This is a genomic window from Herpetosiphon gulosus (assembly GCF_039545135.1).
Classification (GTDB): domain Bacteria; phylum Chloroflexota; class Chloroflexia; order Chloroflexales; family Herpetosiphonaceae; genus Herpetosiphon; species Herpetosiphon gulosus.
Genome location: NZ_BAABRU010000010.1, coordinates 98,074 through 120,162 on the forward strand (window position 1 = coordinate 98,074; position 22,089 = coordinate 120,162).

At 50.5% G+C, this 22,089-nt stretch carries 21 protein-coding genes; 12 read left to right on the top strand and 9 right to left on the bottom strand.

What is annotated here, in order from left to right; translation table 11 throughout:
* Positions 1-2: 2 nt before the first annotated feature.
* Positions 3-470, bottom strand: a complete 468-nt coding sequence (locus ABEB26_RS14720; RefSeq protein ID WP_345722788.1) for a DUF3291 domain-containing protein — start codon at positions 468-470, stop codon at positions 3-5.
* 139 nt (positions 471-609) lie between these two features.
* On the opposite strand from ABEB26_RS14720, the gene ABEB26_RS14725 reads away from it, so the two are divergent.
* The 3 genes from ABEB26_RS14725 to ABEB26_RS14735 all read left to right on the top strand — a co-directional run bounded on the left by ABEB26_RS14725 (position 610) and on the right by ABEB26_RS14735 (position 3,504).
* Positions 610-1,935, top strand: coding sequence for a hypothetical protein (locus tag ABEB26_RS14725; protein WP_345722789.1), 1,326 nt, complete (start codon positions 610-612; stop codon positions 1,933-1,935).
* Positions 1,936-1,958: 23 nt separating this feature from the next.
* The gene (locus tag ABEB26_RS14730; protein ID WP_345722790.1) at positions 1,959-2,729 is read left to right on the top strand and encodes a hypothetical protein; all 771 of its coding nucleotides are present in this window, start codon (positions 1,959-1,961) and stop codon (positions 2,727-2,729) included.
* Positions 2,730-2,790: 61 nt separating this feature from the next.
* On the top strand, positions 2,791-3,504 hold the full coding sequence (locus ABEB26_RS14735; protein WP_345722791.1) for a class I SAM-dependent methyltransferase: 714 nt from the start codon (positions 2,791-2,793) through the stop codon (positions 3,502-3,504).
* Here the strand turns inward: ABEB26_RS14735 and ABEB26_RS14740 are convergent.
* From ABEB26_RS14740 to ABEB26_RS14760, 5 genes are read right to left on the bottom strand one after another with little or no spacing between them, the layout of a single operon-like run.
* The gene (locus ABEB26_RS14740) at positions 3,485-4,288 is read right to left on the bottom strand and encodes a PP2C family serine/threonine-protein phosphatase (RefSeq protein WP_345722792.1); all 804 of its coding nucleotides are present in this window, start codon (positions 4,286-4,288) and stop codon (positions 3,485-3,487) included. The two genes, ABEB26_RS14735 and ABEB26_RS14740, sit on opposite strands and share 20 nt — an antisense overlap.
* Positions 4,285-5,721, bottom strand: a complete 1,437-nt coding sequence (locus ABEB26_RS14745) for a 1,4-alpha-glucan branching protein domain-containing protein (RefSeq protein WP_345722793.1) — start codon at positions 5,719-5,721, stop codon at positions 4,285-4,287. The genes ABEB26_RS14740 and ABEB26_RS14745 overlap by 4 nt, the downstream gene beginning before the upstream one ends.
* Positions 5,702-6,478: a DUF2270 domain-containing protein gene (locus ABEB26_RS14750; protein WP_345722794.1), complete on the bottom strand. Its 777-nt coding sequence runs from the start codon at positions 6,476-6,478 to the stop codon at positions 5,702-5,704. Before ABEB26_RS14750 ends, ABEB26_RS14745 begins: the two co-directional genes overlap by 20 nt.
* 16 nt (positions 6,479-6,494) lie before the next feature.
* Complete coding sequence (locus ABEB26_RS14755) at positions 6,495-7,421, bottom strand: glycosyltransferase family 2 protein (protein WP_345722795.1); 927 nt, start codon at positions 7,419-7,421, stop codon at positions 6,495-6,497.
* Position 7,422: 1 nt separating this feature from the next.
* Positions 7,423-8,058, bottom strand: coding sequence for a DUF402 domain-containing protein (locus tag ABEB26_RS14760; protein ID WP_345722797.1), 636 nt, complete (start codon positions 8,056-8,058; stop codon positions 7,423-7,425).
* A 436-nt stretch (positions 8,059-8,494) separates the two neighbouring features.
* Here ABEB26_RS14760 and ABEB26_RS14765 point away from each other — a divergent pair, with 436 nt between their 5' ends.
* Positions 8,495-8,689 carry a hypothetical protein gene (locus tag ABEB26_RS14765; RefSeq protein ID WP_345722798.1) on the top strand — a complete coding sequence of 65 codons (195 nt, stop codon included), beginning with the start codon at positions 8,495-8,497 and terminating at the stop codon, positions 8,687-8,689.
* A gap of 52 nt (positions 8,690-8,741) precedes the next feature.
* Here the strand turns inward: ABEB26_RS14765 and ABEB26_RS14770 are convergent, their stop codons facing one another.
* On the bottom strand, positions 8,742-11,327 hold the full coding sequence (locus ABEB26_RS14770; protein ID WP_345722799.1) for a CHRD domain-containing protein: 2,586 nt from the start codon (positions 11,325-11,327) through the stop codon (positions 8,742-8,744).
* Positions 11,328-11,474: 147 nt separating this feature from the next.
* Here ABEB26_RS14770 and ung point away from each other — a divergent pair, with 147 nt between their 5' ends.
* Positions 11,475-12,152, top strand: coding sequence for a uracil-DNA glycosylase (gene ung, locus ABEB26_RS14775; protein WP_345722801.1), 678 nt, complete (start codon positions 11,475-11,477; stop codon positions 12,150-12,152).
* A gap of 234 nt (positions 12,153-12,386) precedes the next feature.
* On the opposite strand, the gene ABEB26_RS14780 is transcribed toward ung, so the two are convergent.
* Complete coding sequence (locus tag ABEB26_RS14780) at positions 12,387-12,593, bottom strand: hypothetical protein (RefSeq protein WP_345722802.1); 207 nt, start codon at positions 12,591-12,593, stop codon at positions 12,387-12,389.
* Between the two features lie 36 nt (positions 12,594-12,629).
* The gene (locus ABEB26_RS14785; protein WP_345722803.1) at positions 12,630-15,524 is read right to left on the bottom strand and encodes a PAS domain S-box protein; all 2,895 of its coding nucleotides are present in this window, start codon (positions 15,522-15,524) and stop codon (positions 12,630-12,632) included.
* A gap of 135 nt (positions 15,525-15,659) precedes the next feature.
* Between ABEB26_RS14785 and dprA the strand changes: the two genes are divergently transcribed.
* The 7 genes from dprA (at position 15,660) to ABEB26_RS14820 (ending at position 22,034) form a co-directional block, all read left to right on the top strand.
* Positions 15,660-16,769 carry a DNA-processing protein DprA gene (dprA, locus tag ABEB26_RS14790; protein WP_345722805.1) on the top strand — a complete coding sequence of 370 codons (1,110 nt, stop codon included), beginning with the start codon at positions 15,660-15,662 and terminating at the stop codon, positions 16,767-16,769.
* Positions 16,770-16,789: 20 nt separating this feature from the next.
* Complete coding sequence (locus tag ABEB26_RS14795) at positions 16,790-17,233, top strand: Fur family transcriptional regulator (RefSeq protein ID WP_345722806.1); 444 nt, start codon at positions 16,790-16,792, stop codon at positions 17,231-17,233.
* 29 nt (positions 17,234-17,262) lie between these two features.
* On the top strand, positions 17,263-18,408 hold the full coding sequence (locus tag ABEB26_RS14800; protein ID WP_345722807.1) for an AI-2E family transporter: 1,146 nt from the start codon (positions 17,263-17,265) through the stop codon (positions 18,406-18,408).
* A gap of 127 nt (positions 18,409-18,535) precedes the next feature.
* The gene (locus tag ABEB26_RS14805) at positions 18,536-19,627 is read left to right on the top strand and encodes a DUF4349 domain-containing protein (protein ID WP_345722808.1); all 1,092 of its coding nucleotides are present in this window, start codon (positions 18,536-18,538) and stop codon (positions 19,625-19,627) included.
* 76 nt (positions 19,628-19,703) lie between these two features.
* Positions 19,704-20,543, top strand: a complete 840-nt coding sequence (locus tag ABEB26_RS14810; protein WP_345722809.1) for a PHP domain-containing protein — start codon at positions 19,704-19,706, stop codon at positions 20,541-20,543.
* Positions 20,540-21,430, top strand: coding sequence for a hypothetical protein (locus ABEB26_RS14815; protein WP_345722811.1), 891 nt, complete (start codon positions 20,540-20,542; stop codon positions 21,428-21,430). The genes ABEB26_RS14810 and ABEB26_RS14815 overlap by 4 nt, the downstream gene beginning before the upstream one ends.
* Positions 21,431-21,485: 55 nt before the next feature.
* Complete coding sequence (locus tag ABEB26_RS14820; RefSeq protein ID WP_345722812.1) at positions 21,486-22,034, top strand: DUF1349 domain-containing protein; 549 nt, start codon at positions 21,486-21,488, stop codon at positions 22,032-22,034.
* The last annotated feature ends 55 nt before the right edge of the window (positions 22,035-22,089 follow it).

The window sequence follows — 22,089 nt, forward strand, 5'->3', positions numbered from 1 at the left end:
TATTAAGCCTTAACCACTTGCACACTATCTGGCGCAGCAAAGGGCTTACGAAAACTAAACGCATAGCTACTCTCGCCGTTGTTGCGCAAATATTCCAAGCGCTCTAAGGCCTCGGCTACGGTTGGCTCATGGCCAGCGGGAACCCACCATAGTACCATAAACGCTGTTTCCATTCGCTCAAACCATTCTTTGCGCCGTCGCATAATTGCCACATGCTCCGATTTGTAGACATACTGCATCAGCGCGTCAAGATTTTGCCAAACCGACATATTGACAATTGTTAGCGGGTCGAGCGGGCGATAATCGGTGGCATTACCCGAATCGTCTTTTAAGCGCCAAACAAAGCCCTCAGAGGCCTCGGCTAAGCCATTAATTCGATCCAAATTATTGGTAAAATCGGCCATGAGTGGCGTATCTAATGGGGCTTTGATCGTGCCAATATTGAGTTGGGCAAGCTGATAGTCGGCCATACACCCTCCTTGATTGCCGCAATGCGCTGCAAGTAAACACGAGCATTGTGACATACAGCGTCACAATCTCTATGCGGCTTACGACGGAGTTGTGTGATACTATGCAAGGCTGAATTGCTCAAATCATAGGAGTTGAAGTATGCAGCGGCGCTATTGGCTGATTGGTGGTTTGTTGCTGGGGCTTGGCTCACTCTGGATCGGCATGTTGGCTTATTTCTCGCCGCTGAGCACAATTGTGCAAGATGAAGTTGGTCATATTGTGATTGCGCAACGAGCGTGGCAACGACCAGCCTTCGTTTTAGATACCTGGGGGCGTTTTGGCAATACGCTTTTTTATATGCCAGCAGCGCTTGGCGGGTTGTATGTGGCCCGTGCTTTTGCCGTGCTCATGACTGCATTCACAGCGAGCCTTTATCTTTTGATTGCCCGTCAGTTGGAATTTCGCTACTGGTATCTTGTGCCGCTGTTTTTCTATCTTCAGCCTTGGGTCAGCCAATTTGCCTATGCTACAACGGTATTACCATTTGCGGTTTGTTTGGGCTTAACGGCCTATTGCAGTCTCAATCAACGTTGGCTTTGGGCGGCCTTGGCGATTGGCTGCTTGCCATTAATGCGCCATGAAGGTTTATTATTGCTTGGTTTTTGGGGGTTGTATCGACTATCGCAGCGTGATTGGCGCTCAGCATTGATCAGTGGTTTGCCCTTGCTGATCTATTATGCTTTATGCTGGTTAGTCTTGGGCAATCGCCCATGGATGATCTTTTTCGAGCCAAAACCAACTGATTTCTATGGTTCGGGCACTTGGTGGCATTTTGGCCCCGATTTATTGGCGGGAATTGGCTGGCCATTGGTGCTTTTAGGCCTAGCTGGAGCTGTTTGGAGTTGGCGCAAGCGTCAGCTTTGGTTCATCGTTTGGCCAAGTGTGATGTATGGGCTAAGCCATGTGGTGATCTATCGTTTTGGCTTGTTTGCTTCGGGCGGCTATAGTTATTTTTTATTGCCAATTGCCTTTGTGATTGGGCTTTGGGCGACCCAAGCGCTTGAAGTGCTGCATCTGTTGCTAGTCCGTTGGTTGGCTCCAGCCCAACTTTTTTGGCCCTTGGTGGGCTTGTTTGTGGTCGTAGCCTTGCGCTGGCCAGCCCAACTTCGGCCAATTCCAGTTGATCTTGAGGCGCAGGCTAGCCTTGAAGCCCAAACTTGGATTGCCCAAAACCAGCCGCAGGCTCAGCCAATTTATGCCACCCATGTTTGGTTTTATTATTTTCAAAAATTGCCGTTGCCTGCGCCCAATAAACTTTGGTGGAGCGTGCCCAAGCCTGAAACAATGCGCCCTGGCACTTTAGTGGTTTGGGATCAACATTATTCTGAGCGAATGGGCTGGCCTGCCCAGCAATTTGCTGACCAAACTGAATGGCAACAACTGCATACAATTGCTGATCGCGTTATCATCTATCAACGACGTTAAGCGATGTTTGATGGAGGCGCTTTATGCCTACCCCAACCCAACTTTTAGCTCGGCTCGATGCGATCGGTCAAGCGCTTGCTGCTAGCAGCCATGGTTTAGCTCTGATTGGGCTTGGCTCGGTCGGTTTAGAGCGCGAACGGCTTGATCAATGGTCGGATTTGGATTTTTTTGCGATTGTCGAGCCAGGCACGAAGCCGCTGTTTATGCACGATCTGAGCTGGCTAGCCGCAATTCAGCCAATTAGCTATGCCTTCCAAAATACCGTTGATGGCTATAAATTGCTGTATAGCGATCAGATTTTCTGTGAATTTGCGATTTTCGAGCCAGCTGAATTGCCTAATATTCCCTTTGCTCCAGGCCAAATTATCTGGAAAGCGCCGCATGTTGAGGCCGCGATTGCGCTGCCCCAACTGGCAATGCCAGCAACGAATCAACATCAGCCCGAATGGTTGTTGGGCGAGGCCTTGACCTGTTTGTATGTTGGTTTATGCCGCTATCAGCGTGGCGAGTGGCTTTCAGCCCAGCGTTTTATCCAACATTTTGCGGTTGATCGGGTCTTGGAATTGCTGAATTATTTGCCTGCATTCAACTTGCCTGCTGGCGATGCTTTTGCCAACGAACGCCGAATTGAGCAGCGCTTGCCAGCGCTCAAACCATTATTAGCCCAGTGGGTGCAAGGCTATCAGGCTAGCCCAGCTTCGGCCTTGGCAATCGTCGCGTTCTTAGCCCAACACACCCAAGTTGATCCAACAATGCATATGTTGATCGAACGTTTGGCCAACGAGGCCTTGTAACGTTGGTGTAACAACCGAGCACTATTGTGGAAACCAAGCAGTTATTTGGGAGGTTTCCACGATGATTTCAGCACCAAGCCATGGCGTAGCCGATCAATGTGACACTATCGATCGACAAGCACTATTTGAACAAATGGCTCCTTCATATGCTCAAATCAGCTCGCTCAGCAGCTTGGGCATTATCAGTGCTTGGCGCAAACGTTGTGTTGCCACGGCACAGATTCAGCCAGGGATGGTTGTTGCTGATTTGTTGTGTGGTGGCGGCGAGGCTTGGCCTTGGCTAGAGCAATCAATGCAAGGGCGTGGCTCGTTGATTGCGCTCGATCTAGTAGCGCAACCCTTGAAATATCCGATTTTGCTTGAGCGAATTGAAGTGCACAATTGTGATATGTTTAGCAACCAACTAGCTAGCCAGAGCCTTGACCGGGTGGTATGTTGCTTTGGATTAAAGACATTTTGTTATAGCGAGTTGGTACGTTTTGCTGGCGAAATTCGGCGTTTGTTGCGGCCAAATGGCCGGTTTAGCTTGGTTGAGGTTGGCACAAGTAGTTCATGGTTGAGCAGCTTGGGCCAAATCTATTTGCAAACGATTGTGCCTTTGTTAGCTCGTAGTTTGGGTGCACCAAGCTACCCCTACCGCCAGCTTGCGCCGTTAGCGCAGCGGTTTGGCGATGGCAAGCATGTGCTGCAAGCCTTCAAACAAGCTGGTTTGCAGGTTGAGCATCAGCCAATTTGGGGTGGTTTGGCCCATGTGTTTAGCGGAAATCGCGATTAGCGCCAGCCCATGTGCTATCAAATTGCCACAAAATGGCGGTGGCACTATCGCGACCACCCTCGGCTTGTACCCGTTCGAGCAAGGCGCGGGCAGTTCGTGGCAGGCTATGATGTTCCCAACAGACAGTGTTATACAAGGTGGTTGGGTTTTCAAAAGGGCGTGTGCCACATTCCAACAAGCCATCAGTCGTTAACATAATCGTGGTTAGGCCAGGTTGCAATAAACGAATGCCTGTGGAGTACGAAGGCAACACGCCATCCCAAGTATTGACATTGCCAATCCATTCGTAAAAGCGCCGTTGGTTGAGCTGCATCTCGCCCAGTCGTGCAATGCTGGGGTGAAAAATATAGCCAATACAATCGCCAACTGCCCAATACCAAACATACTCATCTTTGCGAGCCACGAATAAACACGAAGCCTCGCCTTGAATTGCGGCACACCGCGCACGAAAGCGATTACTGCGAAATAGATCAAGTAAGGCCCGATCCAAGCTAAAAAAGGCTTGATTCAAGGGTTGGTTCAAACATTCGCGTAGTTGGGTTTCGGCCCCAATCAAGGTTTCTAAAATCAACAGGGCGCTTTGGGCTGAATGATGAGCATCGATCACCACTGCCAACTCCCATCCGCCAGCAGGATCGATGAAAATTGCCGCAGCATCTTCATTTTTCCGAGCGCCTTGGGCAACCACCCCACCAAAACTGACGAAGACCATTGCCCCAAGGTCTTGAACGAACAAGGTATCAAGATGTGGCTGGTCGTGGCCAAGCCAAGTGTAGGTTGTCATCGTTCAAAATTCCCAAACAAACGATAATTCAGGGTTGGAAAAGGGTTGTCGCGCTCTTGCAAGGCGGCAAATTCGCGGGCGGCAACTGGCAACAATGTTTCATGGGGCAACAATTGCATCAGCCAATCGAATTTTTGTAGGTGTTCGCTACGCCGAGCATTGGCGTAATCAGCGCCAGGCGTACCAACCCAACGATCCCAATCACCTGATTGCGCCAGCAAAAACTCACGAGCAGCTTGGTTGAGCACCTGTTCACGGTCGCCATAGGCTTGGGGATACTGCGCCACCGCCGCTTGTAATTGGCGATGGGCAGCGCTCAAACGGCCATCGATAATTCCGGCAAAATGCTGTGGTGGCACAACCACACTAGGTTTATGACGTTTGAGCAGTGTGCTGGGTGTAACCAAGCGAAAATGGCTGGGTAATTCTTCGAGCAAGGTGCGCAACCACAAACCACCCTCAAACCAGCCGCTACCAAATAATTCCATATCGGCCACAATTACCAAGGGCTGACCATTGCTAGCGGTTTCGCTGAGCACAGCGGTGAAGTGCCGCGCATGCATCCGCGCCCGCGCATAAGCATAAAATGGATCATAGGCGCTGCCATCGCGGCTCAGCATCCCATCATCCATGGGAATTTCCATCGGCGCACGATACAGCGGATCGCCAGGATAGCCCAAGCCAACCGAGCGAATATGGGTCAACAAGCGCTGATCAGGCGTAATCACAGCGGTTTGACGGGCCTCGGAAAGCCAAGAAAGCGCTTGGCCGCGCAACTCAGGGTTGGCCGTGCCAACCAAAGCCCGCATATCCAAAGGCTTGAGAATTTGCTCCCACTCCGGCGAAACTGGATCTTCGGCGCTCCAAAGTACGCTGGGAGTTTGGCCAAGCAAATGCATCAGCGCGATCGTGCCAATCTCGACTTGGGTGCGCAAGGTTGGACGATCATATAAGTGCGGCACGGGGTAGGTCGCGGTATGGCCCAGCACTTCAAGCGCTTCAGCCTCGACCAACTCGCGGGTCATGGCGACAATATTGCGGCTCCACTGCTTTTCAAAGACGTGCAAGGTGCGTTGATGCAGTTGCAAATAAAATTGAGCTAGATAGGCTGCATGCTCATCGCCCTTGGTTGCTTCAAGCCGTCGTTCGGCCTGAGCAATCGCCTCATCGAGATGATGCAGCATATGCTTTTGCACAACCGGATCATTCAATTGATGCAACAAAATTGGGCTGATGGCTAAGCCCATTTTGACCGCTTTATTTTGCTCGATCAAGTCGGCGAGGCCACGCAAGAGCGGAATATAACAATCGGCCATCAGGCCATGCAACTCTTCTTCGCCATGGCTGGATGGCCCAGGTTGGCGCACAAACGGCGCATGGGCATGCATAATGATGCAGAGATCGGTTGGTTGGTCAGTCGTGGGCTTTTCCATATGATTTGCGTCGCCCTCCCCGTCGTTTGGCTTTCCCCACTGGCATGGCTTCTGGCAGTGCTAACTTCCGTAATACCCGTTCATGGCTCACCATTTCGGTGCGAGCACCCCAACGGGGAATCGTAATTAATGCCACGATGATCAAGAGCGCATAAAAAGCTAAGACCGATAAAATTACAAATTTACCGTTGAATGGCCCTAAACTCGCATCGTAGATAAAGGTTTCGAGCGAGGGCCGATTGGTAATTTGCGGATGAATCATCAGCTTGAGCAGCCAAATAAAGAGCAAAAACAGAAAAATCGCCATGTAGTTGTGGCGTAACCGTCGCCCCAAGGCTTCTAAAGTTGTGATCTTAAAATGCGGCGTGTTCATATCGGTCAGCAGCAATTTATGCCAATATTGATCAACTGCGAGGGTGTTTTGACCAAGCAATGGGACATAATAATCAGTTTCGAGGATGCGAACCCAAGTTGCCCATAAATCGTAATAGCGATAGCGCCGGGCTTCGATGAACCAAAAGCCCATACAAAAGACGATTGTTAGCAGCACAACTGCATGATGATGATTGGCATCGCCCAGCACAAAACTCGAAACAGTACCCGTAATCGCTACGGCCCAGTTGGTTGGCGTGTCGATCCGTGAACGCCATGTCACTGCGCGATCCATCAAACCACGGTAGAGATGAACCATCGCTGCTGGGGGGGCTGCCTGTTGGGCCGAACGTGAAGGTCGCATATAGGCATTATACGAGGCCATGGGTAAATGTCAAAGCCTAGCCAAAATGGCGCAACACCTGCCAATAAATTTGCATGCGCTGCCAACGTAGCTCGCGTTTATGCCCAAGCAGCCACTTAACACTCTCAACTGCGAGTTCATACAGATAACTGCTCGCTAAGAAAAAGTGTAAACAGGTGGCAAACACTGGCCCTTCATACAGGGCAGCATAGCGCAATTTGGATTGTTGGAAGGCCCAATGTTTCCGTGCTGGGGCTTGTTCGCTGGATTTGCCTTCGTGGTGCACGATCACTGCTTGCGGCAGATACCAAATTGGCCCAAAACGCCCCAAGCGGGCTTGCCAATCAACTTCCTCCGAATACATCCAGAAGCGTCGATCCATCAATCCAGCTTGCTCGATTGCCGATTTACGCACTAATAAGGCTGCACCCATGAGCCATTCGACTTGTTGTGGCTGATCGGCGGACTGATCGGCACAGCGATAGGCCAGCGCCCAAGGATTGTTGGGCCACCAGCGTTCAAGCAGGGTACTTTCAAAAAAATAACTAGCTTTGGTGGGTAGTCGTCGCCGTGACGATTGAATTGAGCCATCGGGGTAGCGCAGTTGCGGGCCAATTACGCTGGCATCGGGCTGCTGTTGCGCCCAATCCAACAATTGAGGAATTGCATCGGTTTGCATAACAGTATCAGGGTTGAGCACCAAAATCCATTGGCCTTGGGCTGCATCGACCCCACGATTAACCCCGCCAGCATAGCCTAAATTGGCTCCAGTTTCGATAATCTGAACCTTGGGGAATTCTTGGCGCACTACCGCCACCGAATCGTCGTGCGAAGCATTATCGACCACAATCACTTCGTAGCTATAGGTGCTATTTGCTAGCGATTGGCTGATCGAGGCCAAACATTGGCGCAACAAACCTGCCACATTCCATGAAATAATCACGACACTACAATCGAGCGCCATGTTAATCCTCCGGCCAATAGCTCGCCCGCGATTGCCAAAAACCATCGTAGTTACGAGCTTTGGGTAAAAATGTGCGATCAAATGGTGCGCCAGCGGCGGCTTCGAGCCAACTCAGCCATGTACCATTGCGCAGCAAATTGCGCACTGTATCCAGTTCAGTTTCGATCATCACTCGTTGAGTTTGGCTGAGCAAACCAACTTCTTCGGCCTCGATCACTTCATCTTCATCTTCAACGACGTGGGTTGTGCCATTGGCAGCCACAAAACAATCGAGGTAGAGATCGGTTTGATAAAAGCTGCCGCTAATATCCATGGCTTTGCTGGCAAAATCGATGCGTTGCACAATCAAATTGCCCCGCTCATCATACATGCTGGTAATGTTGAGTGGCCGCGAACGCCACCACCACGAACGCCCAAAGGCGCGGGAAGCCCGTTGATCAAACAAACGGGTGCGCGGCGCATCGCTGCCCCAACCAAGTGTATCGGTAATTCGTTGCGGTGTACCAAGCGACCAATCATAGACTAACAACTCAGCATCGTTGCGGACAACCCGCCCGAATCCATACGAATGGAACACATGATGGCGACCATCAACAAAACGGCGGCGATAAAACGTATGTGGGAGCTTATCCATCATGGTCTTCCCTAAATGCAGGTGGCTTTCTATCCCTACAGTATAGCAGATGGCCGTAGTTCGGCGAAATCTGTTGTTCGGCATAGGGATTATGGATTAATTTCGCATCCCAACGATAATTTCAGATATTTGGTTTGGGTTGAGCTAAAGCCCAATTGATTGCAACCGGTGGCATTGGATAGATCCTAGTATTCTTCGTGTTTTTGGTGCTTCCGAAACGAGCGTAGTTTTGGCAAATTGCACAATCTTGTATACTTTCCACAACAATTGGGCCATGAGCTTATGGCAATCTGACCATAGTTAATTGTTTTAAACCACCCTATAATCGAATTCATAGACCAGAAGTGGTCTGGTGTGTCCGTGACTGGCGTGCGGCGGTGGGAGTCCCGGCCCTCCGCCCTGCCGAAATCAGCGTGACCACCCCGAGGTAACCTAATTCATGCAACAGCCACCCGAACCCGCGAAGCTCTTCGATTTACCGCCTCACGATGTTGGTTGGGAAGGAATATTCTTTTTCAGTGCAGGCTATTTACTGGCAGCCTTGGTGTTGTTTATGCTTTTGGGCGTGACCCTGACTAGCACCTTGTTGGTTGGCGGCCTGCTGGGCTTCTTGGGAATTAATTTCTGGCATTAATCTGAATTAAATTCAAAGCCGCTGGATCAAGCTGATCCAGCGGCTTTTTGGTTTATTTCATGGTCAATGGAAGATAGATCGTAAAGGTTGGTGGAACAGCGGTGACCGTATTGGTTGGGGTGTTGGTCACTGTTGCTGTTGCGGTGTTGGTTGGGGTGTTAGTTACTGTTCCAGTTGCTGTGGGCGTTGGAGTGGCACATAGCGCGGTTGCGCCATCAAGCTGGGCGCGCAGCTCGCCACCCGGGAAATTGCTGCTATGAATATTAATGTAGGTTTGGCCTGCTAAAATATTGGCTTCTTGATTTTCGGCGTAGCTGACTGAGCCAACCTTGCTTGTGCCAAGCGGCAGATTGAATAGCACACCTGCATTGGAGCCACGCGGTGCAAAGCCATGAATATGTGCAGCAGTTTCGGCGCTGCTCAAATCGTGGTAGCTGAGATTGTAGTTGATGGTATTGGCAACCGTATTAATTTCAATCATACCCATAATCATTCCATTGCTGATATTCGGTGGCACTTCTTGCGAACCGCTGCCACTGACCGTCATCGTAATACAGCTTGGTGGCGGCGTGATGATCGGGGTTAGGCTGGGTGTGGCCGTGCCAGTTGCCGTCGCAGTTGAGGTAGCACTCGGCGTAACAGTTTCGGTCGGGGTTGCAGTTGGTGGTGGACAATTGATCGTCGCGCCATCAATTTGGCCGCGAATTTCGCCACCAGGGAAACTATCGGTATGAATATTGACGTAGGTTTGGCCGGCCAAAATGTTGGCTTCTTGGTTCTCAGCGTAATTGAAGGTGCCAACTTTGGGTGAGCCAGTGCTCAAGCCAACTAAAACTCCAGCATTGCCGCCACGCGGCGCAAAACCGTGAATATGTGCAGCGGTTTCAGTGCCGCTCAAACCTTGGTAGCTCAGGTTATAGCTCAAAATGTTGTTGACGGTATCGACATCGACCGTGCCGCCGCCAGTTGCCTTGCTGCCGCTTGGTGGCACTTCTTGCGAGCCTTCCAAACTGACCATAAAGCGCAAACAGCTTGGCACTGCGGTTGCAGTTGGAATATCAGTTGGGGTAGCGGTTGCAGTTTCGGTGGCAGTCGGGGTTTCGGTTGGCGCAGGACAATTAATCGTCGCCCCATCAATTTGGCCACGAATTTCGCCACCAGGGAAACTATCGGTATGAATATTGACGTAGGTTTGGCCGGCCAAAATGCTGGCTTCTTGGTTCTCAGCGTAATTGAAGGTGCCAACTTTAGGCGAGCCAGTGCTCAAGCCAACTAAAACTCCTGCGTTTCCGCCACGTGGCGCAAAACCATGAATATGTGCAGCGGTTTCAGTGCCACTCAAACCTTGGTAGCTCAAGTTGTAGCTCAAAATATTGTTGACGGTATCGACATCGACCGTGCCACCACCAGTTGCCTTGCTGCTGCTGGGCGGCACTTCTTGCGAGCCTTCCAAGCTAACCATAAAGCGCAAGCAGCTTGGTGCTGCGGTTGGCGATGGGGTTTCGCTCGCCGTTACTGTCGCGGTTTCGGTAGGAGTTGGCGTGGCTTGGACTGCTCCAGGCACAACGATAATTCCACGAAACGCCGTGTTGACTCCAACTGGAACAATTGGAGTTAGAGCAGCAGCATTAATTGGTTGGTTATAAGCTGCGGTATCGGTCAATTTGCTAAGGCTATTAGTGCCACGAGTCAGGTACAAATCAACGCCGTTGGCTCCATTATCTTGGGCTGCGAGGTGAAATGCAGTGCTTGGTATGCTCCAAACACCTTGCAATGTCCAAGTTGTGCCATCGAACGAGAATTTGCGCAAGTTCGTGCCATCGTCGGCGACGTATAAGGTATCTACCCCAACTACACTTGGCTCACGATCTAAGAAAACGAAGCCATAGGGCGAAGTTGCACTAGCAATCGGCATAATCGTTTGGCCAGCAGTGGTTGGCAAGCCAGTGCCAATTTGAAAAATCCCACGTGATGTGGCTGATGATGATGAGAAGTAGAGATTACCACCATAGGTATGCACAACGCGGGTGTTGGTTGGGGTGATCAAGGTAGTGGTTGTGCCGATGCCATTCAGAAACCGCACTCCGCCTGGACTACCTGTCCCGGTTGCCCAAATATTGTCGCCATTACCTGTCGCGCCCCGAATATTGTTAGCACTATAGGAATCAGTAATCACATTGGTTGTATCAATCAGGCCGCTCAGGCTAACTTTAGCAACTACCCGATTGAAGACACTGCTTGATGATGCAGCAATTGCTCCAATCCCAACATCAGCATCATAACCTGCCAGCAGCAGATGTTGTCCATCGCCTGAAAGGCTGAGTGCGCCTTCCGAGGTTGCCGTACCCGACATAGTGACACGGCGGTTATTACCATTCAATGCGGTTGGCATGGGAACAGTTTGCACAAAATCGCCGTTGGTAGTGTACTCATCGAGAAATACTGCTGTGGAAACACTTGAAAGCGAACTGCTGCCGTTACCAACCCGTACTACCACCAAATTGCCGGGGCTAAAGCCACCACCGCCTTGAGTGGTGCGCGGGGCCGCTTGGGCTAAATTGAGGCCAACGACAAGGCTAAATAGCGAGAGCAATGTTACGAACGAGAACATGCGAGGTGTTCGAAACCGATTCAGCACACTGATACTCCTTACTCAAAGCCAACTTCAACTACTCCAAGCTTGTGACAACCATTGACACAGGCTTGAGTGATTCTTAAGCTGTATGATATGGGCAACTTGTGCAGATGCAAGAGCCAACTTTGTGTGAATATGAGGACAACCGCGATGGCATTAACGATTCCGGCTTTGTGGCAACCAGTGCTCGCCGACGAAACTAGCAAGCCATATTGGAACGATCTTGAGGCATTTGTCGCTGCTGAACGGGCTGAACAGCAGGTGTTTCCGCCAGAAGATCAAGTTTTTTCGGCCTTAGAATTAACATCGCCTGAGCAAACCAAGGTGCTGTTGTTGGGGCAAGATCCTTACCATGGCCCGGGTCAAGCCCATGGCCTATGTTTTTCGGTGCTGCCTGGAATCAAAGCGCCACCATCGCTCAAAAATATGTTCAAGGAACTCAAAACCGATCTTGGTTGTGTTGTGCCGAATAATGGCTATCTACTGCCATGGGCCAAACAAGGCATGTTGATGATCAATGCGGTGATGACGGTGCGGGCGCATACCGCCAACTCGCATAAAAATCGTGGCTGGGAGAAATTCACCGATGCGGTGATTCGCCAAGTCAATGCCAAACCTGAGCATGTGGTGTTTGTGTTGTGGGGAGCCTATGCCCAAAAGAAGGCTAGCTTAATCGATACGAGTCGCCATACGATTATTCAATCGGCGCATCCTTCGCCACTTTCGGCTGATAATGGCTTCTTTGGCAGCCGCCCGTTCTCCAAAATCAATGCAGCACTTGAGGCTCATGGCCAAAGCCCAATCGATTGGCAAATTTCAAATTTATAGGTATTTCTGCACCCCAACCCCTTTCAAGGGTAGGTTTTTAACAATGATTGGGTGGGATTTGTAGTCGATGTTCATGCCCTCACCCCTAGTCCCCTCACTCGCTTGGCGAGGGGAACCAGCCTATCATAACCATTGGATCTCCCCTCTCCCGCCGCAGTGGGAGAGGGGTCGGGGGTGAGGGAACGCAAGCAATCATCCAATGGAAGGAGTGGGGGTGAGGGATTTTAAGCTTGGCTAACGATTGAGGCGGTTGTGTAAAAAGAGCAAAATAATCATAAACAACATCAACGCCGTCAAACCAACAAACATCGGGAAGGCGAGGGCAAAATTACCACTGTATAAGCCCGTCACTGCTACCACAAAAAAAATCACCATCACAATGCCCGTAATGTACATGAACCGCCGTGGCCATGGTGATGGTTTGGGAGAACGCCGAGACATAACTGCCCCTTTCAAAAAATTGCCAACGCGGCATGGCTAGAGCCGTAATGCCGTGAGCTTATCGCGGATCTCCTCAATCATAAATGGTTTTGCCAGAAATTGGGTTGTACCAGTAGTACCAAATTGTTGGCTCACTTGTTGTTCATTATAGCCGCTCATAATGACCACGCGAATCTCGGGCTGAATCTGTTTGAGCACTGCTAGGGTGCTTTGGCCATCAAGGTCGGGCATGGTCAGGTCGAGAAAAACGCCCGCTATCTCTTGATGATGGTCGCGGAAGAGGCTAATGCCTCGATTGCCACCCTCGGCGAGTAAGGTTTCGTAGCCCAAACGGCGTAAAATCCGATCAATCACAATCCGCACATCAGGCTCGTCGTCGATCACCAGAATTTTGCCTGGGCCTGAATCGACTAAGGCTGGTTGTTCACTGGCTAGCTCGGTTTGTACTGCTGTCATAATTGGCAGATAAATTCCTATCGTCGTGCCCTGTTGAGGGCGACTCTTGACCGCGATGCCACCCCGATGGCCGCGCACAATCCCTAAAGTAACCGCTAAACCCAACCCGCGTCCAGTAAATTTGGTGGTGAAAAATGGATCGAACATGCGCGAGATCGTCGTATGATCCATGCCTAAGCCTTGGTCGCTAATTTCGATCGCGATATACTGGGCGGGCAAAAATGTGCCAGTGGTGTAGGTGTGGCCCTCGGGCGCTCCTTGCAAATCGCACAAACTGGTTGTAACCGTAAGCATCCCGCTGCTCGACGCTTCAAGCGCATTGATTAGCACATTGCTGATCGCTTGACGCAGATGTTGTTGATCGCCCTCAATTAGCGGCAAGTTATCCTCTAAGTTGCTCTGAATATGGCGTTGCTGGGTCAGGCTTGAGGGCAGCAAGCGAATTGAAGTTTGAACTAATTCGTTGATCATCAGACTGCGGCGTACATCAAGATTTTGGCCAGTGTAGGCAACCATTTGTTTGGTAATTTGGGCAGCGCGTTTGGCCGATTGCTCAATTTCGGCTAAAAGCGGACGCAGGTTGGCTTGCTCAGGTAGCTCGAGCATGGCCAAATGAGTATTGCCAAGAATTGACATAAAAACATTATTGAAATCGTGGGCAATCCCGCCAGCAAACACCCCAAGGCTTTCTAATTTTTGGGTTTCCGAGAAGTGTTGTTCAATTTCTAGGCGTTTTTGCTCGGCCTGCTTGCGTTCGCTAATATCACGAATAATCACTTGGACTGAATTTCGATGCTCAAATAAAATTGCTGAGGTTGAACATTCGCCATAAATTGGTGTGCCATCGCGGCGCAAAAAGGTCGTTTCAATAAAACTGGTGGGAATGGTGCTGGCATGGCGAATCAGCACATAAAAATCATCAGGATCTTGTGGGCGCAAGCCGCTCAGCACCGACTGGCTGAGCAATTCGCTACTGGTGGTTTGAGTTAACGTCAGCCCAGCCTGATTAGCATAGACAATTCGATCATCCTGCACCACAAACAGCGGCAAAGGCAGCATCTCAACAATATGGCGATATTCCTCGGAAATATCGATTAGTGTGCCAACCATGCGCAAGGCTTGGCCATTGGCATCGCGCAGCACATGGCCGCGATCCTGGACAAAGCGATAATGCTGATGTTGATCGAGAAAGCGATATTCAGCTGAAAAAATATCGCTATGCCCAGCAAAAATATCGGTAGTTCGTTGGATGAACAGCTCACGATCATCGGGGTGCAGATGTTCTTCCCACCAAGTTGGGCTGCTGGCAACCTCTGCGCTGGTATAGCCAAACACCGTCGTAAAACTCCGATTTACCACTGTAGTCTGTTGAATCATATCCCAATCGTAGATGCCACCATTCAGCACCGTTTGGGCCAATTCAAAGCGCTCGTTGAGCGAACGCAACTGCTGTTCGACCCGCCGACGTTCGGCCAGTTCAGTTTGGGCTGCGGTGTAGAGCATATGCTTCTCCAGTGCAAGCGAGGCAAAGCGGGCAAATTGTTGCACCATTTCAAGCATCGTAATGCTAATTTGAATCTGACTTGGCTCGTAGATAATCGCTAGTGCCCCAGCGACCGTTTGTTCACGCAATAATGGTAAAACCAACAGGCCATTACCAAAACCATCTTGCGGTGTAAATAAACGCTCACTCCAGGCGGTGTAATCATCAATAATTAATGGCTGGCCGCTGAGGCCGACCTTGCCAACCGCACCTTGGCCTAATTCGATGCGCTGAATCACGTTGATCGCCCCACGGCTCACGACAGATTCCATGGCTTGGCCATCGGCGCTGCGAATATACATCACACCATATTCGCTGCCGACCAAATCGGTTGCTTTCCACAAAATAATTTCGAGCAAATCGGGCAGGGCTGCCTGCTCGATCAGGGCCAACGTCACATCGTGAAGCGAGCCAAGGTAGGCATTTTGGCGCTGCATTTGGCGAATCGTCTGTTTATGGGCAGTTACGTCGTGAATTAAACAAAATAACGCTGGTTGCTGTTGATATTCAAAGGGAGTGATATAAACTTCAACATCACAGACCATTCCTGAACGTAAGCGATGGCGAAACTCATAGCGATTGCTGCCACCAAGCTCACCGTTGCGAATGGCGACCCGATGTTCTTTACTGGTCAATACATTTAAATCCCGAACATTGAGATTACTAAACTCGGTTTGGCTATAGCCATAAAAACGGCAAGCAGCAGCATTGGCCGCTAAAACCCGCCAAGTATCTGGCTCAACAATTAACTCAATCGCTTGAGTTTGTTGAAAAAATTGCAGATTACGCTGTTCGCTGGTGAGCAAGGCCTGCTTGGTAGCAGCGAGCTCAGCCTCTAAACGAGCGATAGTTTGGGTTAATTCAGCGAGCGTTGGTTGCTCCATAGTTGGTTGGAAGGACGTAGCGCTAAAACTATTCATAAACTCGGCCATGGTGGAAAAAAGCCATAATAGGTTCATTATACCGTGAAGCAGGTAGCTTTTGCTACCGCCCGCAATTCCTATTTGCTTTTGCTACCAACTCGACTGATGTATAATTAAAGCGTTACACATGTGTGGGAGTCTGCAATGGATGAACGTCATGCCTACATTGCCTTTAATCTCACTCCTGGTATAGGACCACAGCGGCTACAAGCTTTGATTAAGCATTGTGGCTCGGCTGTGGCAGCTTGGTCGGCCACGCTCGACGATTGGCGGGCGGCTGGTTTGGATCGTCGGAGCATTCAAGCCTTACAGCATGCGCAGCAGCATTTAGACCTTGAGGCCGAGCTACGCACGATTGCTGAACAAAACATCACGGTTGTGCTGCAAACCGACCCGGACTTTCCGGCCATGCTGCACACGATCGATCCTGTACCACCGTTGCTGTACATGCGTGGTTCGCTGATTGAAACTGATCGTTGGGCGGTGGCGATTGTCGGCACGCGTAACCCTACCCCCTACGGTCGTGAGGTTACCTATAAGTTTGCTGGCGAGCTAGCCCGCGCAGGATTGACGGTGGTTTCAGGGTTGGCTTTGGGGATTGATGCAATCGCCCATCGCACCGCATTAGATAACAACGGGCGCACCTTGGCGGTGCTTGGCAGTGGACTCCAACAGATTTACCCGTCGCAGCATCGCCAATTAGCTGCTGATGTAAGCCAACAGGGAGCCTTGCTTTCGGAGTATGCCCCGACGACCGAGCCATTGAGTGGCAATTTTCCTGCACGTAATCGCTTGATTAGCGGGCTAAGTTTGGCAACCATTGTGGTTGAAGCGGGCGAACGTAGTGGTGCATTAATTACTGCTCGCTTTGCGCTCGAACAAGGTCGTGATGTGTTTGCAGTGCCTGGCTCGATTCTCAGTCATAGCAGCGATGGGCCAAATCAATTAATCGTCGATGGTGCAACCCCCTTGCGTTCAATCGAGCAATTGCTGGAGCAGCTGAATCTGCATCAAGCTCAAGCCCAACAAACAGTGAGCAAGATTGTGCCCGAAACGCCAGCCGAGGCCTTGCTCTTGCCCCATTTGAGTGGTCAGCCCACCCATATCGACGAATTAGGGCGCTCGTGTGGGCTAGCGGCCCATGATCTGGCGGCAACCTTGGGCTTGATGGAACTCAAAGGCATGGTTCGCCATGTTGGTGGAATGCATTATGTGCTTGCTCGCGAAACGCCTGCACCCTATGATCTCTCATAACCTAGTAAGGAAATTTTTGTATGGCTTGGGAAAATGATGTTTTACGCTCGCTGAACGAGCAAGGTTGTCGTATGACTGGCCCACGGCGCTTGATTGTTCGCACGATTGCCAGCCGTCGCGAACCATTTACTGCCGAACAACTTGTGGTCGAATTGCCCGATGTTGGTCGGGCCACGATTTATCGCACCTTGGATATGCTGGCAGCAAGCCATTGGTTGGCTCGCATTCACCACGATGAAGGTGATCATGCTTATTTGCCAGCCCACCCCCATCAACATCAATTAGTTTGTACCCGTTGTGGCACTGCGGTTGCTTTTAATACCTGCGATCTCGATGGTATTTTGAACCAGCTTGGGAAATCGACAGGCTTTGTGATTCAAGGCCATGCCCTCGAAGCCTTTGGCCTGTGTGGTCAATGTCAACATAATCGCCCTGAACTGCGGCTAAACTCACGGCTAGGCTAAGGGTTTAGGGTCGATGGAAGGTAGCGCATATGCCCAAAGAATTAACCGTGCGAGTAAGTGCCCGCACAGTCGGCTGGACACTGCTGATTTTTTCAGGGGTCTGGATTACGATTCTGCTGAATCATGTGTTGGTGCTATTTTTTGTGGCGGTGCTGCTGGCAGTGGCAATTTCAGGGGTGGTGCAACGCTTTGAACAATTGCGCATCGCTCGTCCAGTTACAATTTTGGTGATTTACACGATCATCGTTGCCATGTTTATTAGTTTGGGCTTTGTGCTGGTGCCAATGGTCAATCAACAGGTGCGAATTTTGGCCCAGCAATTCCCTGATTTGGTGCGCCAACCAACCCAACAAGCCAGTGCTTGGCTAGCCCAGCAATTTCCAACCTTGCGTGAAACTTTGCCAACTGGCGATTTGGCTGGTCAAGCGGCGCATTATGCTGGCACGGTGGTTGGCGGGTTTAGCGGTGCAGCCTTCACCTTTGGCCGCACCTTGATGGGCGTGATTATTAATTTTATTGTGGTCTTGGTTTTAGCTTTTTTCCTGGTTAGCCGCGCCAATGTTGCCAGCAATTTTATCAAATTGATGATTCCGAGTCGCTTTCAAGAACGCTTAATCACGGTTACCAATGTGATTGGCCGCCGCCTTGGGCGCTGGGTTTGGGCGCAACTGACGGTCGCCACCTTCTATGCCGTTTGTTTTGGTATGGGCCTGTGGATGTTGGGTGTGCCCTATCCGGTTGCGCTAGGCGTGATCGGCGGCATGCTTGAGTTGATTCCCTATGTTGGCGGTTTTGTGGCCACAATTTTAACCATGTTGGTGGCTTTTACGGTGCAGCCAATGTTGGCAGTTTGGGTACTGGTGTTGCATTTGATCGTCGGTAATATTGAAGTACATGTGATTGCCCCCAAAGTCATGGGCCATGCCGTCGAAACTCATCCAGTGATCACGATTTTGGCCTTGTTTAGTGGCATCGAGCTTTTGGGGATTATCGGTGGGGTGATTGCCATTCCTTTGGCGGTGGTTGGCCAAGCTTTAGTTGAAGAGTTTTGGATCAAACGAATTCGTGAAGCCCAACCTACTGCGGAGCCGCTAGCTGCTCGGTCTGAAGCTTCAATCGTGCGCCGAACCCAATTGCGTCGCCGCCCCGCCTTGCGCAAACGTCAGGGTGTTTAATCATTAATTTTCAAGCGGATGGCTAAATAGCTATTTAGTCGGGAACAAATTGAACATTCGTAACGTTGATGCTATAGAAACGTCGCGACAATCCAACATTTGACCCATTCCGCGAAAGGAAATTGGTATGTTAACCCAAATTCGTTCACGCAAACGTTTATTGGCGATTGGCGCTGCTGTCTTGGTGGTCTTTTTAGTCGCTACAAATTTATTTAATGGTTCGGGTAATTCTGTAGGAAACAGACTTGTAACTGTTGGAAGTGCTTTAGATCAAGCTACAATGGCTACAGCTGCGCCAGCCCCAGAGCTGTATCGACAAACAACTACCGATGGTTTAATGGCTGAATCTGATATTGCTGCGGCTCCGGCACTTGGTGGGGCTGCACCAGCCGATGCAGAAAATTCACAAGAACCGAGTGCCGCTCCCAACCAAGCCACCGAGCGTTTGGTGATTAAAAATGCTGATGTTGAAGCCTTAATCGAGTATAAGCAAATGCGTTTGGCCAGTACCCAAATTGAAAATATGGTGCTACGTTTGGGCGGCTACATTGTCGCGACCGATGATGCCAGCAGCAATGATGAAGATCAAGCCTATATTTCGCTGGCCTTTCGGGTTCCGGCTGCCCAATTTGAAAAAGCCTTGAATGCCTTTGAAGAAAATAAACTTGAAGTTGTGCGCCGCGAAGTATCTGGCCAAGATGTAACCGAAGAATTTGTTGATAATCAATCGCGCTTAGCCAACTTAGAAGCCACCGCTGCCCGCATTCGTGAATTGCTGGCCAAAGCCGAAACGATCGCCGATACGATTCAAATCAACGAAACATTAATGCAATACGAAAGCCAAATCGAAGTGATCAAAGGTCGCCAAAAATATCTGAGCGATAGTGCTTCGATGAGCATGATTACCTTGTTGATTCGGCCAAAAAGCGCTGATTACAGCATGTTTGCGAAGATTGATATTGGCCAAAATATCCGCAATGCTTTGGCTAAAGCCGAACGGCCAGGCTGGACACCGCTCGCCGCCGCAACTGGCGCTTGGGACGATGTATTGGAAATTGGCAAAGATGTTGCTGAAACTTTGGTCGTTTGGGCGGTTTGGATTCCAATTTGGTTGCCGTTGGTCTTGGCCGCATGGTTTGGCTGGCGCAAATGGCGTAAATATAGCCAAAGCCAAAATCCCCCACTCACTAATCAAAATCCCCCAGTTAATCAACCCTAAATTGTGGTACCATTTTGGCAACGCCATCGCAGGGCTAAGAGCTAGTGCTCTTGGCCCTTTGTGTTGGGAGGCTTAAATGTTGCTCGATTTACATTGTCACACAATTGCGACACCGCATCATTCGCATTGGACTCCAAACGGATTAATTGAAGCGGCCCAAGCGGCTGGCATTCAGGTTATTGGCATCGCCGACCACAATACTACCAGCCAAGTGACGGCTTTTGCTGAGGCAGCCCAAGTAGCGGGCTTGGATTTTATCGGCGGAGTTGAATTCGATAGCGCCTTCAACGGCAAGCTTTGGCATACCTTGGTCTATGGTGCAAACCCCAACGATCCTGGGATTTTGGGTTTGTGCGAGGCGGTGGTCAGCCGCAACCATGCTGATGCGCAACGCCTGCTAGAGCAAACGCGTAGTGGAGGCCACGATCTCCCAAGCCTAGCCCAAATTGCCGTCGATCGACCTGCTAATTTGGCCGATGTGGCCCATGCCTTGGTGCGCGATGGTATTTGGCCCAGCCAAACTGGCGTTGATCCTGAATCGGCGGGCATGGCTTATTTACTAACCAACCAGCCTGCGGCCTATAATCCCTTGAGTGTTGCTGAGATTGTGGAAGTCGCCCATGCTGCTGGCGGGGTGGCGATTTTAGCCCATCCTGGGCGTGAAAAAAGTGTTTATGCCATCCCAGCAACTGCCGCCGATTTTGCAGAGTTGGCGGCGATTGGGCTTGATGGCATTGAGGTTTATTATCCAATGCATAGCCCTGAACAAGTGGCATTTTTCGAGCAGCAGGCAGCGCTGCATGGCTTTTTGATTAGCGCTGGCGGCGATTCGCATGGCCCGCGTGATCCTTTCAGCCCGCAGCCAGCCGCACGCTGTCGCGATCTTTTGGCTCGCTTTGGAATTGATGTGCTATGAGCGTGATTGTCTGTTTTATTGATGGCGTTGGCTTGTTGCCGCACGCCGCCGCGCCATGGACGACCGCCCATCTACCAACATTGATAAATTTGCTAGGCCAATTGCCCCATAGCAATTTGCAGATTGATCAGCCCAATCTCTATTTTCGGGCGATTGATGCGACCTTGGGGGTTGAAGGCTTACCGCAAAGTGGCACAGGCCATACTAGTTTGTGGACAGGCGTGAATGCTTCGGCCTTGTTGGGACGGCATTATCCAGCCTATCCTGCACCATCGCAACGCCCGATGATCGCCGAACAAAGTTTGTTTGCCAAAGTTCAGCAACTTGGCTGCACCAGTCTGATCGCCACTGTCCATCGTGATCACTATTGGGATCTCGTGGTCAAACGTGAGCAACGCGCGACTGCCGCTGCCCTCGCCGCTCAAGTGGTCGATTTGGCCTTGCCTGCCACGCCCGAATGGCTAGCTGGTCAAGCGGTGACCTGGGACATTACGGGCTATTATTTGCAACAATGGGGTGCTTTGGCGGGCTTGCCCACGATTACTGCTCACGAAGCAGGCTTGCGGCTTGGGCGAGCATTACGTTTGGCCGATTTGGTGCATTACGAGTGTTATTTGCCCGATTTTGTTGGTCATCGCCGGATTGTCGAAACGCCCGAACATACACTTGAATTGATCGATAGCATGCTTGGAGCGATCATCAGCCAAATGCAACCCAGCGATAGCTTGATTCTGGTCAGCGATCATGGCAACCTTGAGATGATCGACCACACCAGCCACAGCCGCAATCCAGTGCCGTTGTTAGTGATCGGAGCCAAGGCCCAAGCTGCTGCCAAGGTCGAAGATATTAGCCAAATCACGCCCTTGATTCTGGATCTATTAATCTAGCGCTATAATAGCAACATTGCTCAGATCCAGCTTATTTTTCGAAGGAGCAAACCCAATGCAATGGTTAAACGAACCGCAACAATGGTCATTTGGTGATGATATCCTGAGCGTTACGGCTGAAACGAAAAGCGATTTTTGGCGCACAACCCACTATGGTTTTATTTTCGATTCAGGCCATTTTTACTATCAAGTTGCCGAAAACAATTTTAACTGTAGTGTGCGCGTCAAGGCCAACTATCAACATCAATATGATCAAGCTGGGCTGATGGTGCGGCTTGATCAATATAATTGGCTCAAATGCGGCATCGAATACGTCGATGGCGCTTACCATGTGAGCGCCGTATTAACCCTTGAACACTCGGATTGGTCGGTGGTAAAGTTGGCTGAAGCTCCTGAAGAACTTTGGCTAACGGTCACGCGCAACGGCGATACACTCCAAGTGCTGTATGCGACTGAGGCCGAGGCCACCCCAACCATGGTGCGTTTAGGGTACTTTCCGCCGGCTTTGCCGGTGCAAGTTGGTCCGATGGCTGCCGCGCCAATCCAAAGCGGTTTTACTGCCGAATTTCGCGATTTTCGGCTCGAAGCGCTAGCCCAAGAATAGCATGTTTGTGTTATTCTAATCAAATAACGAAAACCCAACCATCATGCTTACAAGG

Bases quoted from the DNA above. Each gene is read 5' to 3' on its own strand.
- ABEB26_RS14785 (WP_345722803.1), bottom strand. From the start codon at position 15,524: ATGGCCGAGTTTATGAATAGTTTTAGCGCTACGTCCTTCCAACCAACT.
- ABEB26_RS14800 (WP_345722807.1), top strand. From the start codon at position 17,263: ATGCCCAAAGAATTAACCGTGCGAGTAAGTGCCCGCACAGTCGGCTGG.
- ABEB26_RS14755 (WP_345722795.1), bottom strand. From the start codon at position 7,421: ATGGCGCTCGATTGTAGTGTCGTGATTATTTCATGGAATGTGGCAGGT.
- ABEB26_RS14740 (WP_345722792.1), bottom strand. From the start codon at position 4,288: ATGACAACCTACACTTGGCTTGGCCACGACCAGCCACATCTTGATACC.
- ABEB26_RS14780 (WP_345722802.1), bottom strand. From the start codon at position 12,593: ATGTCTCGGCGTTCTCCCAAACCATCACCATGGCCACGGCGGTTCATG.
- ung (WP_345722801.1), top strand. From the start codon at position 11,475: ATGGCATTAACGATTCCGGCTTTGTGGCAACCAGTGCTCGCCGACGAA.
- ABEB26_RS14730 (WP_345722790.1), top strand. From the start codon at position 1,959: ATGCCTACCCCAACCCAACTTTTAGCTCGGCTCGATGCGATCGGTCAA.
- ABEB26_RS14805 (WP_345722808.1), top strand. From the start codon at position 18,536: ATGTTAACCCAAATTCGTTCACGCAAACGTTTATTGGCGATTGGCGCT.
- ABEB26_RS14760 (WP_345722797.1), bottom strand. From the start codon at position 8,058: ATGATGGATAAGCTCCCACATACGTTTTATCGCCGCCGTTTTGTTGAT.
- ABEB26_RS14810 (WP_345722809.1), top strand. From the start codon at position 19,704: ATGTTGCTCGATTTACATTGTCACACAATTGCGACACCGCATCATTCG.
- ABEB26_RS14815 (WP_345722811.1), top strand. From the start codon at position 20,540: ATGAGCGTGATTGTCTGTTTTATTGATGGCGTTGGCTTGTTGCCGCAC.
- ABEB26_RS14745 (WP_345722793.1), bottom strand. From the start codon at position 5,721: ATGGAAAAGCCCACGACTGACCAACCAACCGATCTCTGCATCATTATG.
- ABEB26_RS14765 (WP_345722798.1), top strand. From the start codon at position 8,495: ATGCAACAGCCACCCGAACCCGCGAAGCTCTTCGATTTACCGCCTCAC.
- ABEB26_RS14720 (WP_345722788.1), bottom strand. From the start codon at position 470: ATGGCCGACTATCAGCTTGCCCAACTCAATATTGGCACGATCAAAGCC.
- ABEB26_RS14735 (WP_345722791.1), top strand. From the start codon at position 2,791: ATGATTTCAGCACCAAGCCATGGCGTAGCCGATCAATGTGACACTATC.
- ABEB26_RS14820 (WP_345722812.1), top strand. From the start codon at position 21,486: ATGCAATGGTTAAACGAACCGCAACAATGGTCATTTGGTGATGATATC.
- ABEB26_RS14725 (WP_345722789.1), top strand. From the start codon at position 610: ATGCAGCGGCGCTATTGGCTGATTGGTGGTTTGTTGCTGGGGCTTGGC.
- ABEB26_RS14750 (WP_345722794.1), bottom strand. From the start codon at position 6,478: ATGGCCTCGTATAATGCCTATATGCGACCTTCACGTTCGGCCCAACAG.
- dprA (WP_345722805.1), top strand. From the start codon at position 15,660: ATGGATGAACGTCATGCCTACATTGCCTTTAATCTCACTCCTGGTATA.
- ABEB26_RS14795 (WP_345722806.1), top strand. From the start codon at position 16,790: ATGGCTTGGGAAAATGATGTTTTACGCTCGCTGAACGAGCAAGGTTGT.